General features: G+C 71.3%; 15 protein-coding genes. 12 read left to right on the top strand and 3 right to left on the bottom strand.

What is annotated here, in order from left to right; translation table 11 throughout:
* Nucleotides 1–26: 26 nt before the first annotated feature.
* From ACIO6U_RS29045 to ACIO6U_RS29015, 7 genes are all read left to right on the top strand, one after another.
* Entirely contained in the window at nucleotides 27–590 is a 564-nt protein-coding gene (locus tag ACIO6U_RS29045; RefSeq protein WP_188281951.1) for a F0F1 ATP synthase subunit B, read from the top strand.
* Nucleotides 587–1402 (top strand): F0F1 ATP synthase subunit delta, encoded by an 816-nt coding sequence (locus tag ACIO6U_RS29040; protein WP_355344188.1) that lies wholly within the window; start codon nucleotides 587–589, stop codon nucleotides 1400–1402. The genes ACIO6U_RS29045 and ACIO6U_RS29040 overlap by 4 nt, the downstream gene beginning before the upstream one ends.
* 180 nt (nucleotides 1403–1582) lie before the next feature.
* On the top strand, nucleotides 1583–3154 hold the full coding sequence (gene atpA / locus ACIO6U_RS29035) for a F0F1 ATP synthase subunit alpha (protein ID WP_355344185.1): 1572 nt from the start codon (nucleotides 1583–1585) through the stop codon (nucleotides 3152–3154).
* A 4-nt stretch (nucleotides 3155–3158) separates the two neighbouring features.
* Nucleotides 3159–4085 (top strand): F0F1 ATP synthase subunit gamma, encoded by a 927-nt coding sequence (locus tag ACIO6U_RS29030; protein ID WP_355344182.1) that lies wholly within the window; start codon nucleotides 3159–3161, stop codon nucleotides 4083–4085.
* A gap of 5 nt (nucleotides 4086–4090) precedes the next feature.
* Nucleotides 4091–5533, top strand: a complete 1443-nt coding sequence (atpD, locus tag ACIO6U_RS29025) for a F0F1 ATP synthase subunit beta (protein ID WP_355344179.1) — start codon at nucleotides 4091–4093, stop codon at nucleotides 5531–5533.
* A gap of 174 nt (nucleotides 5534–5707) precedes the next feature.
* Nucleotides 5708–6082, top strand: coding sequence for a F0F1 ATP synthase subunit epsilon (locus ACIO6U_RS29020; protein WP_355344176.1), 375 nt, complete (start codon nucleotides 5708–5710; stop codon nucleotides 6080–6082).
* Nucleotides 6083–6272: 190 nt separating this feature from the next.
* Nucleotides 6273–6728, top strand: coding sequence for a DUF2550 family protein (locus tag ACIO6U_RS29015; protein ID WP_391044592.1), 456 nt, complete (start codon nucleotides 6273–6275; stop codon nucleotides 6726–6728).
* Nucleotides 6729–6961: 233 nt separating this feature from the next.
* On the opposite strand, the gene ACIO6U_RS29010 is transcribed toward ACIO6U_RS29015, so the two are convergent.
* Nucleotides 6962–7534: a cob(I)yrinic acid a,c-diamide adenosyltransferase gene (locus ACIO6U_RS29010; RefSeq protein ID WP_355344170.1), complete on the bottom strand. Its 573-nt coding sequence runs from the start codon at nucleotides 7532–7534 to the stop codon at nucleotides 6962–6964.
* A gap of 206 nt (nucleotides 7535–7740) precedes the next feature.
* On the opposite strand from ACIO6U_RS29010, the gene ACIO6U_RS29005 reads away from it, so the two are divergent.
* The 3 genes from ACIO6U_RS29005 (at nucleotide 7741) to ACIO6U_RS28995 (ending at nucleotide 12229) form a co-directional block, all read left to right on the top strand.
* Complete coding sequence (locus ACIO6U_RS29005; protein WP_401723555.1) at nucleotides 7741–8589, top strand: 3-hydroxyacyl-CoA dehydrogenase family protein; 849 nt, start codon at nucleotides 7741–7743, stop codon at nucleotides 8587–8589.
* Nucleotides 8590–8817: 228 nt separating this feature from the next.
* Entirely contained in the window at nucleotides 8818–9117 is a 300-nt protein-coding gene (locus tag ACIO6U_RS29000) for an STAS domain-containing protein (protein ID WP_188281939.1), read from the top strand.
* 184 nt (nucleotides 9118–9301) lie between these two features.
* Nucleotides 9302–12229, top strand: coding sequence for an ATP-binding protein (locus tag ACIO6U_RS28995; protein ID WP_401723552.1), 2928 nt, complete (start codon nucleotides 9302–9304; stop codon nucleotides 12227–12229).
* A 2-nt stretch (nucleotides 12230–12231) separates the two neighbouring features.
* Here ACIO6U_RS28995 and ACIO6U_RS28990 read toward each other — a convergent pair whose 3' ends face one another.
* Nucleotides 12232–13197 (bottom strand): YafY family protein, encoded by a 966-nt coding sequence (locus tag ACIO6U_RS28990; RefSeq protein ID WP_355344160.1) that lies wholly within the window; start codon nucleotides 13195–13197, stop codon nucleotides 12232–12234.
* A 70-nt stretch (nucleotides 13198–13267) separates the two neighbouring features.
* On the opposite strand from ACIO6U_RS28990, the gene ACIO6U_RS28985 reads away from it, so the two are divergent.
* Nucleotides 13268–13717 (top strand): VOC family protein, encoded by a 450-nt coding sequence (locus ACIO6U_RS28985; protein ID WP_355344157.1) that lies wholly within the window; start codon nucleotides 13268–13270, stop codon nucleotides 13715–13717.
* A gap of 97 nt (nucleotides 13718–13814) precedes the next feature.
* Here ACIO6U_RS28985 and nucS read toward each other — a convergent pair whose 3' ends face one another.
* A complete protein-coding gene (nucS, locus tag ACIO6U_RS28980) occupies nucleotides 13815–14477 on the bottom strand; it encodes an endonuclease NucS (RefSeq protein WP_355344154.1) in 663 nt (220 codons plus the stop codon).
* A 275-nt stretch (nucleotides 14478–14752) separates the two neighbouring features.
* On the opposite strand from nucS, the gene ACIO6U_RS28975 reads away from it, so the two are divergent.
* On the top strand, nucleotides 14753–15154 hold the full coding sequence (locus ACIO6U_RS28975) for an SCO5389 family protein (protein ID WP_188281928.1): 402 nt from the start codon (nucleotides 14753–14755) through the stop codon (nucleotides 15152–15154).
* The last annotated feature ends 2 nt before the right edge of the window (nucleotides 15155–15156 follow it).

Below are 15156 nucleotides of genomic sequence, written 5' to 3'. Positions count from 1 at the left end.
CAGAAACCTAGACGGAAGGCACTGATGTGATCGCCCAGGTACCGCTGGCGACAGCGGAGAACCCGCTCATCCCGCCGATCCCCGAGCTCATCATCGGCCTGATCGCCTTCGCCATCGTCTTCTTCTTCCTCGCCAAGAAGCTCCTCCCGAACATCAACAAGGTTCTGGACGAGCGCCGTGAGGCCATCGAAGGTGGCATGGAGAAGGCCGAGGCCACCCAGGCCGAGGCCCAGCAGACGCTGGAGCAGTACCGCGAGCAGCTCTCCGAGGCCCGGCACGAGGCCGCGCGACTGCGCCAGGAGGCGCAGGAGCAGGGCGCCGCGCTGATCGCGGAGATGCGGGCCGAAGGCCAGCGCCAGCGCGAGGAGATCGTGGCCGCGGGTCACGCGCAGATCGAGGCCGACCGCAAGGCCGCCGCCGCCGCGCTGCGCCAGGACGTCGGCAAGCTCGCCACCGAACTGGCGGGCAAGCTCGTCGGTGAGTCCCTGGAGGACTCCGCCCGGCAGAGCCGCACCATCGACCGCTTCCTCGACGGCCTGGACAACGCGGCTCCCGCCGCCGGTTCCGCGACGGCCGAGGCGGCGCGATGAACGGCGCGAGCCGCGACGCGCTGGGCGCGGCCCGCGAACGGCTCGACGCGCTGACGGACGTCCAGTCCGTCGACGTGGCCAAGCTCGCCGAGGACCTGGCCGCCGTCACCGGGCTGCTGGACCGCGAGGGCACGCTCCGTCGCGCCCTGACCGACCCGGCGAAGTCCGGCGAGGCCAAGGCGTCGCTGGCGCGGCAGCTCCTCGGCGGCCAGATCGGCGGCGAAAGCCTCGACCTGCTCACCGGCATGGTCAGGTCCCGCTGGTCGCGCTCGCGCGACCTGGTCGACTCGGTCGAGGAGCTGGCGTCGAGCGCCGACCTCGCCACCGCCCAGCGGGCCGGTCACCTCGACGACGTCGAGGACGAGCTGTTCCGCTTCGGCCGGATCGTCTCCGGCAGCACCGAACTGCGCTCCGCTCTCACCGACCGCGTCGTCGGCGCTCCGGCCAAGGCCGCACTGCTGCACACGCTGCTCGGCGGGCGGGCCAATCCGGTCACCGAACGGCTGGTCGTCCGGCTGGTCACCACGCCGCGGGGACGTAGCCTGGAGTCGGGGATCGAATCCCTGTCCAAGCTGGCCGCGGCCCGCCGTGACCGGATGGTCGCGGAAGTGGTGTCGGCGACTCCGCTCAGTGACCAGCAGAAGCAGCGCCTCGGCGCCGCGCTGGCCCGGATCTACGGCCGCCAGGTGCATCTGAACCTGGACGTGGACCCCACGGTCCTCGGCGGAGTCCGGGTGCAGGTCGGTGACGAGGTCATCAACGGAGCCATCTCCGACCGTCTCGACGAGGCGGCCCGGCGGATGGCGGGCTGACAGCCGGTCGCTCCACCAGGACCGCGCGGCGCCAGCCACGCAGAACGCAGTACGAAGCACGACGACGCAGTACGAGCGGCCCGAGTTGGGCCGACGGAGCCTAACAGAGCCTTTCTGGGGGTTGACCCCAGAAACCCCCAAGAAGACTTTCGGGCCCAACAAGGAGAGCAGGGAACCCAGATGGCGGAGCTCACGATCCGGCCGGAGGAGATCCGGGACGCGCTGGAGACCTTTGTCCAGTCGTACAAGCCGGACGCCGCCTCGCGCGAGGAGGTCGGCACGGTCAGCGTTGCCGGAGACGGCATCGCGAAGGTCGAGGGTCTGCCCTCGGCCATGGCGAACGAGCTGCTGAAGTTCGAGGACGGCACCCTCGGTCTCGCCCTCAACCTGGAAGAGCGCGAGATCGGCGCGATCGTCCTCGGCGAGTTCAACGGAATCGAGGAGGGCCAGCCGGTGCAGCGCACCGGCGAGGTGCTCTCCGTCGCGGTCGGCGAGGGCTACCTGGGCCGGGTCGTGGACCCGCTCGGCACCCCGATCGACGGCCTCGGCGAGATCGAGACCGACGGCCGCCGCGCCCTTGAACTGCAGGCCCCCACGGTCATGCAGCGCAAGTCGGTGCACGAGCCGATGCAGACCGGCCTCAAGGCCGTGGACGCGATGACCCCGATCGGCCGCGGCCAGCGCCAGCTCATCATCGGCGACCGGCAGACCGGCAAGACCGCCCTGGCGATCGACACGATCATCAACCAGCGCGACAACTGGCGTTCCGGCGACCCGAAGAAGCAGGTCCGCTGCATCTACGTCGCCATCGGCCAGAAGGGCTCCACCATCGCGGGCGTGCGCGCCTCGCTGGAGGAGGCCGGCGCCCTGGAGTACACGACGATCGTCGCCGCCCCGGCGTCCGACCCGGCCGGCTTCAAGTACCTCGCCCCGTACACCGGTTCTGCCATCGGCCAGCACTGGATGTACCAGGGCAAGCACGTACTGATCGTCTTCGACGACCTGAGCAAGCAGGCCGACGCCTACCGCGCGGTCTCCCTGCTGCTGCGCCGTCCGCCGGGCCGCGAGGCCTACCCGGGCGACGTCTTCTACCTGCACTCCCGCCTGCTGGAGCGCTGCGCCAAGCTCTCCGACGACCTGGGCGCCGGTTCGATGACCGGTCTGCCGATCGTCGAGACCAAGGCGAACGACGTGTCGGCGTTCATCCCGACCAACGTCATCTCCATCACCGACGGCCAGTGCTTCCTGGAGTCGGACCTGTTCAACGCCGGTCAGCGCCCCGCGCTGAACGTCGGTATCTCGGTCTCCCGCGTCGGCGGCTCCGCGCAGATCAAGGCCATGAAGGGCGTGGCCGGACGGCTGCGCGTGGACCTGGCCCAGTTCCGCGAGCTGGAGGCGTTCGCCGCCTTCGGTTCCGACCTGGACGCGGCGTCCAAGGCCCAGCTCGAGCGCGGCCAGCGGATGGTCGAGCTGCTCAAGCAGGGCCAGTACGCGCCGTACGCGATCGAGGACCAGGTCGTCTCCATCTGGGCCGGCACCACCGGCAAGCTGGACGACGTACCGGTCGAGGACGTCCGCCGCTTCGAGCGCGAGCTGCTCGACTACCTGCACCGCGAGCACAAGTCGCTGCTCACCGCGATCGTCGAGACCGGCAAGCTGCCGGACGAGACCGTCGAGGTGCTCACCGACGCGGTCGCCGCCTTCAAGAAGCAGTTCGAGACGTCCTCGGGCGCGCTGCTGGTCGAGGGCTGATCGCATGGGCGCACAGATTCGGGTTTACAAGCGCCGGATCAAGTCCGTCACCGCCACGAAGAAGATCACCAAGGCGATGGAGATGATCGCCGCCTCGCGCATCGTCAAGGCGCAGCGCCAGGTGGCGGCCTCGTCCCCGTACGCCGATGAACTGACCCGTGCGGTCACGGCGGTGGCGACCGGCTCCAACACCAAGCACCCGCTGACCACCGAGGCCGAGAACCCGACCCGCGCCGCGGTCCTGCTCGTCACGAGCGACCGCGGTCTGGCGGGCGGTTACTCGTCCAACGCGATCAAGGCGGCCGACCGGCTGATCGAGCGGCTGCGCGCGGAGGGCAAGGAAGTCGACTCGTACCTCATCGGCCGCAAGGCCGTGGCGTACTACAGCTTCCGCGAGCGGACGGTCGCCGAGTCCTGGACCGGCTTCTCCGACAGCCCCGGCTACGGCGACGCCAAGAAGGTCGCGGCGCCGCTGATCGAGTCGGTGCTCAAGGACACGGCCGACGGTGGCGTGGACGAACTGCACATCGTCTTCACGGAGTTCGTGTCGATGATGACGCAGTCCCCGGTCGACGCCAGGCTGCTGCCGCTCTCGCTGGACGAGACGGCCGCCGCCGGTGCCGAGGAGCGGGCCGCCAAGGGCGAGATCCTGCCGCTCTACGAGTTCGAGCCTTCCGCCGAGGGTGTGCTGGACGCGCTGCTGCCTCGCTACGTCGAGAGCCGCATCTTCAACGCGCTGCTCCAGGCGGCGGCTTCGGAGCACGCGGCCCGCCGCCGTGCGATGAAGTCCGCGACCGACAACGCGGAAGACCTCATCAAGTCGCTCACGCGGCTTGCCAATGCGGCCCGACAGGCCGACATCACCCAGGAAATCAGCGAGATCGTCGGCGGCTCCAGTGCGCTGGCCGACGCGAACGCGGGGAGTGACTAACCACTATGACCACCACTGTTGAAACCGCTACGGCCACCGGCCGCGTCGCGCGGGTCATCGGCCCGGTCGTCGACGTGGAGTTCCCCGTCGACGCGATGCCGGAGATCTACAACGCGCTGCACGTCGACGTGGCCGACACGGGCGCCGAGTCCGGCACGAAGACGCTGACGCTGGAGGTGGCGCAGCACCTCGGCGACGGCCTGGTCCGCGCCATCTCGATGCAGCCCACCGACGGCCTGGTCCGCCAGGCCCCGGTGACCGACACCGGCGACGGCATCACGGTGCCCGTCGGCGACGTCACCAAGGGCCGGGTGTTCAACACCCTGGGCCAGATCCTGAACGAGCCGGAGGCCGAGTCCGAGGTCACCGACCGCTGGGCGATCCACCGCAAGGCGCCGAAGTTCGACGACCTCGAGTCGAAGACCGAGATGTTCGAGACCGGCCTGAAGGTCGTCGACCTGCTGACCCCGTACGTCAAGGGCGGCAAGATCGGTCTGTTCGGCGGCGCCGGTGTCGGCAAGACCGTGCTCATCCAGGAAATGATCATGCGTGTGGCCAAGCTGCACGAGGGCGTCTCGGTGTTCGCCGGTGTCGGCGAGCGCACCCGTGAGGGCAACGACCTCATCGCGGAAATGGCCGAGTCGGGCGTGCTGCCGCAGACCGCGCTGGTCTTCGGTCAGATGGACGAGCCCCCGGGCACCCGTCTGCGCGTGGCGCTGGCCGGTCTGACCATGGCGGAGTACTTCCGTGACGTGGCCAAGCAGGACGTGCTGTTCTTCATCGACAACATCTTCCGCTTCACGCAGGCCGGTTCCGAGGTCTCCACGCTGCTCGGCCGTATGCCGTCCGCGGTGGGTTACCAGCCGAACCTGGCCGACGAGATGGGTCAGCTCCAGGAGCGGATCACCTCGACGCGTGGTCACTCGATCACCTCGATGCAGGCGATCTACGTCCCCGCGGACGACCTGACCGACCCGGCCCCGGCGACCACCTTCGCCCACCTCGACGCGACGACCGTGCTTTCGCGGCCGATCTCGGAGAAGGGCATCTACCCCGCGGTGGACCCGCTGGACTCCACGTCCCGCATCCTGGACCCGCGCTACATCGCGCAGGACCACTACGACTGCGCCATGCGCGTCAAGGGAATCCTGCAGAAGTACAAGGACCTCCAGGACATCATCTCCATCCTCGGCATCGACGAGCTGGGCGAAGAGGACAAGCTCACCGTCTTCCGCGCCCGCCGGATCGAGCGCTTCCTGTCGCAGAACACCCACGCGGCGAAGCAGTTCACCGGTGTCGACGGCTCCGACGTGTCGCTGGACGAGTCGATCTCCGCGTTCAACGCCATCGCCGACGGTGAGTACGACCACTTCCCGGAGCAGGCGTTCTTCATGTGCGGTGGCCTGGACGACCTCAAGGCCAACGCGGCGAAGCTCGGCGTCAACTGACGCGGGAGCCTCGCGCAGGCCGCGCGTCCGCGTCGGTAGGAGCGCGCGCGACAGCGTAAAAGGGGGGCGGCGAGTCCCGTGGCGAAGCCCCGGGGCGCCCGCCCCCTCTCGCACCCCTTATTCTGTGTCTTACGCATCCACTGAGGACGGTGGGTGCCAACCCGAGGAGCCGTCTTGGCCGATCTTCACGTCGAGCTGGTCGCCGCGGACCGTAGTGTCTGGTCCGGCGAGGCCACCATGGTCATCGCCCGTACCACGTCGGGTGACATCGGCATCATGCCGGGACACGAGCCGCTCCTCGGGGTGCTCCAGTCCGGCCCGGTGACGGTGCGCACCTCTGACGGCGGCACTGTCGTGGCCGCCGTGCACGGTGGCTTCATCTCCTTCTCCGACGACAAGCTCTCGATTCTCGCGGAGATCGCGGAGCTGGCGGACGAGATCGATGTGGCGCGCGCCGAGCGTGCTCTTGAGCGGTCGAAGTCGGAGACCGACGCCGCGGCCGAGCGCCGTGCCGAGGTCCGGCTGGCCGCCGCCGCGGGAGCGCACTGACCGGTCCGCAGGACGGTCCGCGGGTCGGCGCGACCGGCTGACCGGGGCAACCGCACCACCACAACCGCATCAGCAGACGTACCAGGCGTGACCGAACGACCACGGTGCCGCGGACTGCCCTCCTGGGGCGGTCCGCGGCTCCGGTACAGCAAGGGCAGTAACCCATTTCTAGGCGAGGAGGTCGGTGGACGTGATCCTCTCCTTTGAGGTGGGTGGCGCGGTGATCGCCGCCGCGCTGCTCGGACTCTTCGTCTTCGGACTGCGCCGCCGGCTGATCCAACGGCCAGGCGGCACTTTCGACTGCAGCCTGCGCCCCGCTCCCGAGCAGGACGCGGAGCCGGCCGGCGGTGGCGGCAAGGGCTGGGTGTACGGAGTCGCGCGCTACAGCGGTGACCGGGTGGAGTGGTTCCGGGTCTTCTCGTACGCTCCCCGCCCGCGGCGGGTGCTGCTGCGTCCGGCGATCGAGGTACTGGGGCGCCGGGACCCGCAGGGCTCGGAGGAGCTGGCCCTGCTGTCGGACGCGGTGGTGCTCTCCTGCGAGCATCAGGGCACGCGGCTGGAGCTGGCGATGAGCGACGACGCCCTGACGGGTTTCCTCGCCTGGCTCGAAGCGGCGCCGCCCGGCCAGCGGGTCAACGTGGCGTAGCACCTGTTCCTTGCCGTGCCTCTGGGAGGCGCGGCTTCGCGCGTTTCAGGGGCCGGTGCGTCGCTCGGCGCGGGTTTCGGCCGGGCGGATTCGCGGGCGGATTCCCGGGCGCGCCCGGTGAGGACCGGAGGCCGACGGGCGGCGGTGTCGACCCCCGGCCGTATGGGTCAGCCGGAGCCTAGAAAGGTCTGGACCACCGGTCAAGAGGTCTGGACCATGTCGGGCCCCTGGTGTCAGCGGTTCTCGCCGGGGATCCACAGGACGTCCCCGCGGGACTTGTTGGCGGTGCGGGCGAGGATGAACAGCAGGTCGGAGAGCCGGTTCAGGTAGGTCGCGGTGAGCGGGTTCATCGTGTCCGCGTGGTCCTCCAGAGCGGCCCAGGTGGAGCGTTCGGCGCGGCGGACGATGGTGCACGCCTGGTGGAGCAGGGCGGCGCCGGGCGTGCCGCCGGGGAGGATGAAGCTGCGGAGCTTCTCCAGATCGGCGAGGAAGCGGTCGCACTCCTCCTCCAGCCGGTCGACATAGGTCTGCTCGACCCGCAGCGGCGGGTACTCCGGGTCGGGGACCACCGGAGTGGCGAGGTCGGCGCCGACGTCGAAGAGGTCGTTCTGCACGCGCACCAGGACGGTGGCGACCTCCTCGGGCAGCGCGCCGAGCGCGAGCGCCACACCGAGCGCGGCGTTGGCCTCGTTGGCGTCGGCGTAGGCGGCGATCCGGCTGTCGGTCTTCGCGGTCCGGCTCATGTCGCCGAGCGCCGTGGTGCCGTCGTCGCCGGTACGGGTGTAGATGCGGGTGAGGTTGACCATACGGTCGAGCGTAGAGCGTGCCCGCCCGACGGGCCGTCTCCCGCCCCCGTCCGACGGCCGGTTGACGCCCAGTGCGACGAAGGACACACGGTGACACCGCTTACTTCCTGCTGCGCGCGGAGGTGAACGGGCGTTAAGGTCCGGCGAGATCAGCGAATTCGGCCAGTCGGCCGCAATGGCTCGGCCCCAATGGAGAGGTGTGTGCCGTGGCGAAGAAGCTCGCCGTCGTCGGAGCGGGACTGATGGGCTCCGGTATCGCGCAGGTGTCGGCCCAGGCGGGGTACGACGTGGTCCTGCGGGACGTCACCGACGCGGCGCTCAAGCGCGGCACCGACGGCATCCGCGCCTCGTACGAGAAGTTCGTCTCCAAGGGCAAGCTGGACGCGGCGGACGCCGAGGCGGCGCTGGCCAGGATCACCGCGACCACCGACCTCGACGCCGCCGCGGACGCGGACATCGTCGTGGAGGCCGTCTTCGAGCGGATCGAGGTCAAGCAGGAGATCTTCCGCGCCCTCGACACGATCGTGCGCGACGACGCGGTCCTCGCCTCCAACACCTCCGCGATCCCGATCACCAAGATCGCCGCCGTCACCCGCAACCCCGAACGCGTCGTCGGCACCCACTTCTTCTCGCCGGTCCCGCTGATGCAGCTCTGCGAGCTTGTCCGCGGCTACAAGACCAGCGACGCCACGCTGGAGCGCGCCCGCGCCTTCGCCGAGGAGATCGGCAAGACCTGCGTCGTCGTCAACCGCGACGTGGCGGGCTTCGTCACCACCCGGCTGATCTCGGCCCTGGTCGTCGAGGCCGTCAAGCTCTACGAGTCGGGCGTCGCCTCCGCCGAGGACATCGACATCGCCTGCAAGCTCGGCTTCGGCCACGCGATGGGCCCGCTCACCACCGCCGACCTCACCGGCGTGGACATCCTGCTGCACGCCGCGGACAACATCTACACCGAGTCGCAGGACGAGAAGTTCGCGCCGCCGGAGATCATGCGCCGCATGGTCGACGCGGGCGACCTCGGCCGCAAGAGCGGCAAGGGCTTCTACTCGTACTGAGTTTCCACCCGCACCGGGGCACCGTACGGAACGCGCATCCTGGGCACGCGTACTAAACAACGTCACCCCCAGGAGTGAATTCGGTATCGGTTCGCTCACAGACGGCAACTTCTCCATACGACGGACCGTCAGTTGTGTGAAGACATACGGATGATCCGTGCCGTCGCCGTCCCGCGGCGGCCATGCCATGAGCCGGGCCCACGAGCCGGCACTCCTCGGGGAGCGACTATGCACATCAAGGGCGACCACGCCGAGCTGGTCGTCGGGGGCCGCCTCGACGTCCGGAGCGCGGCGGACGCCCGTTCGGCCCTGCACACCGCCGTCGACTCCGGCCGCGGGGACCTGGTGCTCGATCTCACGGAGCTGGACTCGTGGGACGCCACCGGTCTCGGCGTGATCATGGGCGCCCACCGCAGAGCGGGCCGCGCCAACCGGAGGCTCGTGCTGCGCGGGGTCCCGCCGCGAATGCAGCGCCTGCTGGTCGCCACCCGGCTGCACCGAATCCTCGCGATCGAGGCCGAAAGGTGACGTAAGGGCGGCACCGTGGCCCCGGCACTTCATGAATACTGTGGCAGCCTTTAGAGTTTGCCGCAGATTGCCAGCAGGCGTGCCACCCCGTACGCCAGAAAAGGGGAATCGGGCCGGGTCCGGCAGCGGACACAGGGCGGCCCGATCGGGCCCCCGCACGTCACGCACCTGGGGGGCGTACGAGATGGACCACCGCACCGGCGAGTCGGGCGAACGCCCGATACCGGACGTCGACGACCTGACGGTCGCCGACGCCGACGCGCGCCCCGCCACCGGCCCCGACTTCGGCCAGGGCGTCGAATTCGGGCACGGCGCGGACTTCGCCGCCGACTTCGGCCCGGCCCCCACGCCCGGCCCGGGAACCGGCTTCGGCTCCGACTTCGCCGCGGGCTCCGGCTCCGATTTCAATGCCCCCGCCGACCACGGCCACGGCCACGGCAACGGCAATGGCCCCGCCACCGGGTCCCTGCCCGCCCTCACGGACAGCACCCTGGCGCTGCGCGGCCCCCGCGCCTCCCGCGACCCGCTCACCCCGGAACTCGGCGGCGCCTCCAGCGGCGGCAACGCCCGCGTGCTGCGCGTCACCACCTCCGACTACCTGCTGACCGTCAACCCGATCGACGGCACCGAGGTCACCCTCTGCCCGCCCGCCGAGCGCCCGCTGCCGCTGCGCCGCACCCCCGAGGAGCGCGTCGCGCACCTGGCCGCGGGCCGCCCGTCGCCGCCGCCGGGACCGCCCGCCCCCGAACTGCCGCTGCTGGAGCGCGACGAGGAGCGCGAGCGGCTGATCCGGCTGCTGGCCAGAGGCCGTTCCGTACGGGTCACCGGACCGTCCGGCGCGGGCCGCACCGCGCTGCTGGAATCCGTCGCCAACGCCTGCGCCGACCTCGCCCCCGACGGCGTGCTCTGGCTGTCCGGCTACCGCCGCACCCCCGCCGACGTGCTCCAGGAACTCTTCGCCACCGTCTACGCCACCGACGGCCACCGCCCCGACCGCGCGGACCTGCCGGGCCTGCTGCGCGACACCGGCGCCGTCGTCGTCATCGACGACCTGGAATTCGGCGGCGCGGGGCTGGAGGAACTGCTCTCCGCGGCCCCCGAGTGCGCCTTCCTGATGTCCGCGACACCCGACGTCACCACACCGTCCGCCGACTCGATGATCGAAGAGGTCTTCCTGTCGGGCCTGACCCGCGTCGCCTGCGTCGACCTGCTGCAATTCGTCACCGGGCGGCCCCTCGGCGAGGACGAGACCGCGTGGGCGGCCGACCTGTGGTTCGAGTCCGAGGGCCTGCCGCTGCGCTTCGTGCAGGCAGGCGCGCTGCTGCGGCAGCGGGACGCGCTGCGCCAGCCGCCCGAGCCCGACTGGGACGACTCGGTGTGGGAGAACGGCTCGCCGACCGGCCCGCAGGGCGCTGGAACGCCGCCGATACCCGACCTCACCGGCTTCGACATACTCCAGGGTCCCGACGCACCCACCGGGCACGGCGCCGAGGACCCCGAGGACGCGCTTTCCACCGGCCCGGACACCGCGGCGACTCCCGCGACACCGGAGATACCGGGGTCCGCCGCCAAGCCCGGCCCCGCCGGATACACCGGCCCGCCCGTCGACCTGCCGCTGCCGTCGCTCGCCGAGAGCGCGGCACCCGCAGAACTGCTCGCCAGCAGGCTGAGCGAATCGGCCAGCGAAGCCCTCGCCTTCGCCGTGGCACTCGACGGCGAGTGCCCGCACCCCTCGCACCTGCCCGCCCTCGTCGGTGACACCCACGGGGACGCGGCCCTCGGCGAACTCACCGCGGTCGGCCTGGCCGTACCGGTCTCCGCGCACTTCCGCCTCGCCGCCGGAGTCGTCCAGCAGCTCGCGCCGCGGCTCACCGCCGACGGCGAGCTGAGCGCGGTCCAGTCGCACACCGCGGCCCTGCACTACGCCTGGTGGACCGGGCACCCCTCGGTCGGCCCCGAGCGCGCCGCCGCCGAGTCCGAGGCGATCCTCGCCGCGATGTCCGCCTGCCGCGACGGCGGCAACCCCAGCGCGGCCGTCCTGCTCGCCCGCACCGTCGCGCCCGCCTTCGCCGCCGCGCTGCACTGGGGCGCCTGGGAGCGGGCACTGCGGATCGGCCAGGAGGCCGCACGGCTGTCGGGCGAGGTCGCCGAAGAGGCGTACTTCCACCACGAGCTGGGCGTCCTCGCGCTGTGCACCGGCAACACCGACCGCGCCCGCGCCGAACTGGAGGCGTCCATCGCCCTGCGCGGGGCCCTCGCCGACCGGCAGGGCACCGTCGTCGGCCGCCGTACGCTCGCGCTGGTCAACGACCGTGACGGCGGCGGCCTCCCGAACCTGCCCGCGCTGCTCGAACTCCCGCCGGGCGGCTCCGGCGGTACGGCGCCGCTCGCGATCACGGCGGCCACGACGCCGCTGACGGTGATCAACAAGAGCGGCGCCCCGGCACCGCAGGGCGAGGCCGGGCGCCCCGCCACGCACCGCCGACGCCGCAATCTGGTGGTGGTCGGCACCGGCGTCGCGCTCGCGGCGGCTCTCGCCACCATCGTCACCATGGGCGCCACCTCGGGCGACGGCCCCAAGCCCAACCAGGTCCAGCCGGTCGAGTCCGCCCAGCAGGACGACCCCTCGACCGACGCCCCGACGGACGATCCCTCGACGGACGGCCCCACGGCCGCCTCGCCGTCCGCCTCCGCCACGTCCCCGACGCCGTCGACACCGGCCGGGACGACGGGCGGCCCGACAACGGCCCCCGGAGCCCCGTTCACGCCCCCTGACGGCGGTCTGACGTCGGCACCGGGCGATACGCCGACGCCGCCGCGCACCACGCAGACGTCGAGGCCGCCGACGCGTACGACAAAGCCGACGACACCCTCGACGCCGCCGACAACTCCGACGACGCCGCCGCCTACGACGACTCCAGCGCCGACGGACACGACGACTCCGCCCATCGACCCCACCTCGGCCGACGTCTCCTCTCCGCCGAACCTCACCCCATCCGGCGCCGCCCCCACCAGGACCGGCACCTTCACTCCGCCGACGACGGAAGCCGGAGCCACCGGCCCCGGAACCACCGGCCCCGCACCCACGGACACCGTCGCGCCGACCGGCTGAGGTCAGCCGCCCTCGGCCATGGCGGCGAGGCGGCGGGCCAGGCGGGCGGCGGCCTCGCGCAGTTCCGGCGGTTCGAGCACCTCGGCCTCGAAGCCCAGCGCGGCCACGCGGGCGGCGGTCACCTCCAGGGAATCCGCGCCGATGACGAGGACGCACCAGCCGTCGCGCTCGTCGTCCTCGACGCGTCCGACCTGCGGCGGCACCATGTCGCTCACGAGCTCCGTCCGGGCGCGCAGCCGGACGCGGGCCAGGTGCGCGTACGGGGACTCGGTCACGGAGCGCCGCACGTAGGCGACCGGGTCGGGGTGCTCGCGGGGCCGGAAGCGCCAGGTGGTCGTCTGCGCGTCGCGCATCCGGTCGAGCCGGAAGGTGCGCCAGTCGTCGCGGTCCACGTCCCAGGCCATCAGGTACCAGCGGCGTCCCGTGGTGACCATCCGCACCGGCTCGACCGTACGCTCGCGCGCCGTGCCGCCGTCCCGGCCGCTGTACGCGAACCGTACGCGTACGGTGTCCCGGCAGGCCCGCGCGAAGGTCATCAGCAGGTCCGGGTCGACTTCGTCGGTGGGGCCCACCAGGGTGTCGGTGGCGCCCTGGACGGCCCGCACCTCGGCGCGCAGCCGGGGCGGCATCACCTGGTCGAGCTTGGCGAGGGCCCGCAGCGCCGCCTCGCTCGCGCCCGCGACCGTGCCGCCCGACGCCAGCCGCAGCGAGACCGCCGTCGCGATGGCCTCGTCGTCGTCCAGCAGCAGCGGCGGCAGCCGGGTGCCCGCGCCGAGCCGGTAGCCGCCGCCGACGCCCGGGACCGCGTGCACGGGGTAGCCGACCGCGCGCAGCCGCTCCACGTCGCGGCGCACCGAGCGGTCGGTGACGCCCAGCTCGGCGGCGAGTTCACCGGCCGTCCAGGACGAGCGGTGCTGGAGGAGCGACAGCAGCCGCAGCACCCGTTCGGTCGTCGCTTCTACGGTCATCGGGTGATCGTTCCACACCGCCCGGCCATCACGGAACGTATCTGTCCGCTATATGCGCCACGCTGGGATCATGAACGAGCACCAGGAAGTCCGCGACATCCAGATCACCTTCGACTGCGCCGACCCGAACGCGCTGGCCGTCTTCTGGGCCGAGGCCCTCGGCTACCGGCTCCAGGACCCGCCCGAGGGCTTCTCGTCCTGGGACGAGGCCCTGGAGTCGATGGGTGTACCGCCCGAGCTGCGCAACGAACGCTCCGCCGCCGTCGACCCCTCGGGCGTCAGGCCCCGGCTCTTCTTCCAGCGCGTCCCCGAGGGGAAGCAGGCCAAGAACCGCGTCCACCTCGACGTCCGCGCCGCCCCCGGCCTGGAGGGCGACGAGCGGATGGCGGCCCACGAGAAGGAGGCCGACCGCCTCGTCGCCCTCGGCGCCACCCGCCTCGCCCGCCACGAGCCCGCCCTCCTCAGTCCGGGCCACATCGTGATGACCGACCCGGAGGGCAACGAATTCTGCCTCGACTGACCCCCGCCCGGGCCGGCGCCCGCCTCCCGCGCCGGCTCGACTCCCTCGAAGCCGCGGACCAGCGCCGCGGGCCAAAGCGGTGAGGCAAAGGGGCGGGCTAGAACAGCCGCAGCTTGTCGTCGGAGATGCCGCGCATGCCGTCGTAGTCCAGGACGACACAGCCGATGCCGCGGTCCGTGGCCAGCACCCGGGCCTGAGGCTTGATCTCCTGGGCGGCGAACACCCCGCGGACCGGGGCGAGATGGGGGTCGCGGTTGAGGAGTTCGAGGTAGCGGGTGAGCTGCTCGACACCGTCGATGTCGCCGCGCCGCTTCAGCTCGACGGCGACGGTGGCGCCCGAGGCGTCGCGGCACAGGATGTCCACCGGGCCGATGGCGGTGGGGTATTCGCGGCGGATCAGGGTCCAGCCCTCGCCGAGGACTTCCATCCGGTCGGCCAGCAGCTCCTGGAGGTGCGCCTCGACACCGTCCTTGATCAGGCCGGGGTCGACACCGAGTTCGTGCGAGGAGTCGTGCAGGACCTCCTCGATGGTGATGATGAGCTGCTCACCGGCCTTGTTGACGACCGTCCAGACGCCGTCGTCGCCCTCTTTGAGCGTGCAGGGCGGGGACATCCAGTTGAGCGGCTTGTAGGCCCGGTCGTCGGCGTGCACCGACAGACTGCCGTCCGCCTTGATGAGCAGCAGCCGGGTGGCGGAGGGCAGGTGGGCGGAGAGCCGGCCCGCGTAGTCGACGGAGCAGCGGGCGATGACGAGACGCATGGTGCGCAACGCTACTGGACGCGCCGCCCCGTACGCGATTCGGCCCCGTGTGATTCACCGCCGCACCTTTCGCCCCCGCACGTCCCGTCCGCCCCTGTGCGTACGACTCCGGACGACTGCGGAAACTTGGCCGGTTAAGTGTGCTACCTCCTGGTGCGGTCGGACCAACGACCCTACGGTTGAAGCGGAGGCCGGACGTGCGGGAACGCTGGTCCGGCCGCTGGCAACCCGTCCGTCTGGCTCCGTGTGATCACGGGGTCACGAGAGGAGTACCCATGTCGCTCGACGTCTCACCGGCCCTCCTCGAACAGGCCGAGCGAGGCGAGGTCGACGAACAGGAATTCGTCGACTGCGTCAGGACGTCCCTCCCTTACGCGTGGGAGATGATCAGCTCGTTGGTGGCACAGCTCAAGGTCGACGGCGGAGCCTTCGCCGACAACCAGGTGCCGCCGCCGAGCGAGAAGGAACGCGGCCAGTTGCTCCGTGCACTGGCCAGCGACGCGATACGAGGGGCCCTACAGCGGCACTTCGGGGTGCGGCTCGCCTTCCAGAACTGCCACCGCGTGGCGGTCTTCCCACTGGACACGGTGGACCCCGGGATCGCCGAGAGCTACGGCAAGTTCACTTCCGTCAGGTCCCAAGTGCTCAACCAGTCACCGGAGTTCAGGGACTGCTGACG

This window comes from Streptomyces sp. NPDC087422 (assembly GCF_044744145.1).
Lineage (GTDB): Bacteria > Actinomycetota > Actinomycetes > Streptomycetales > Streptomycetaceae > Actinacidiphila.
The sequence above is the reverse complement of the archived record's forward strand: the minus strand, read 5'-3'. Positions and strand labels throughout refer to the sequence as shown.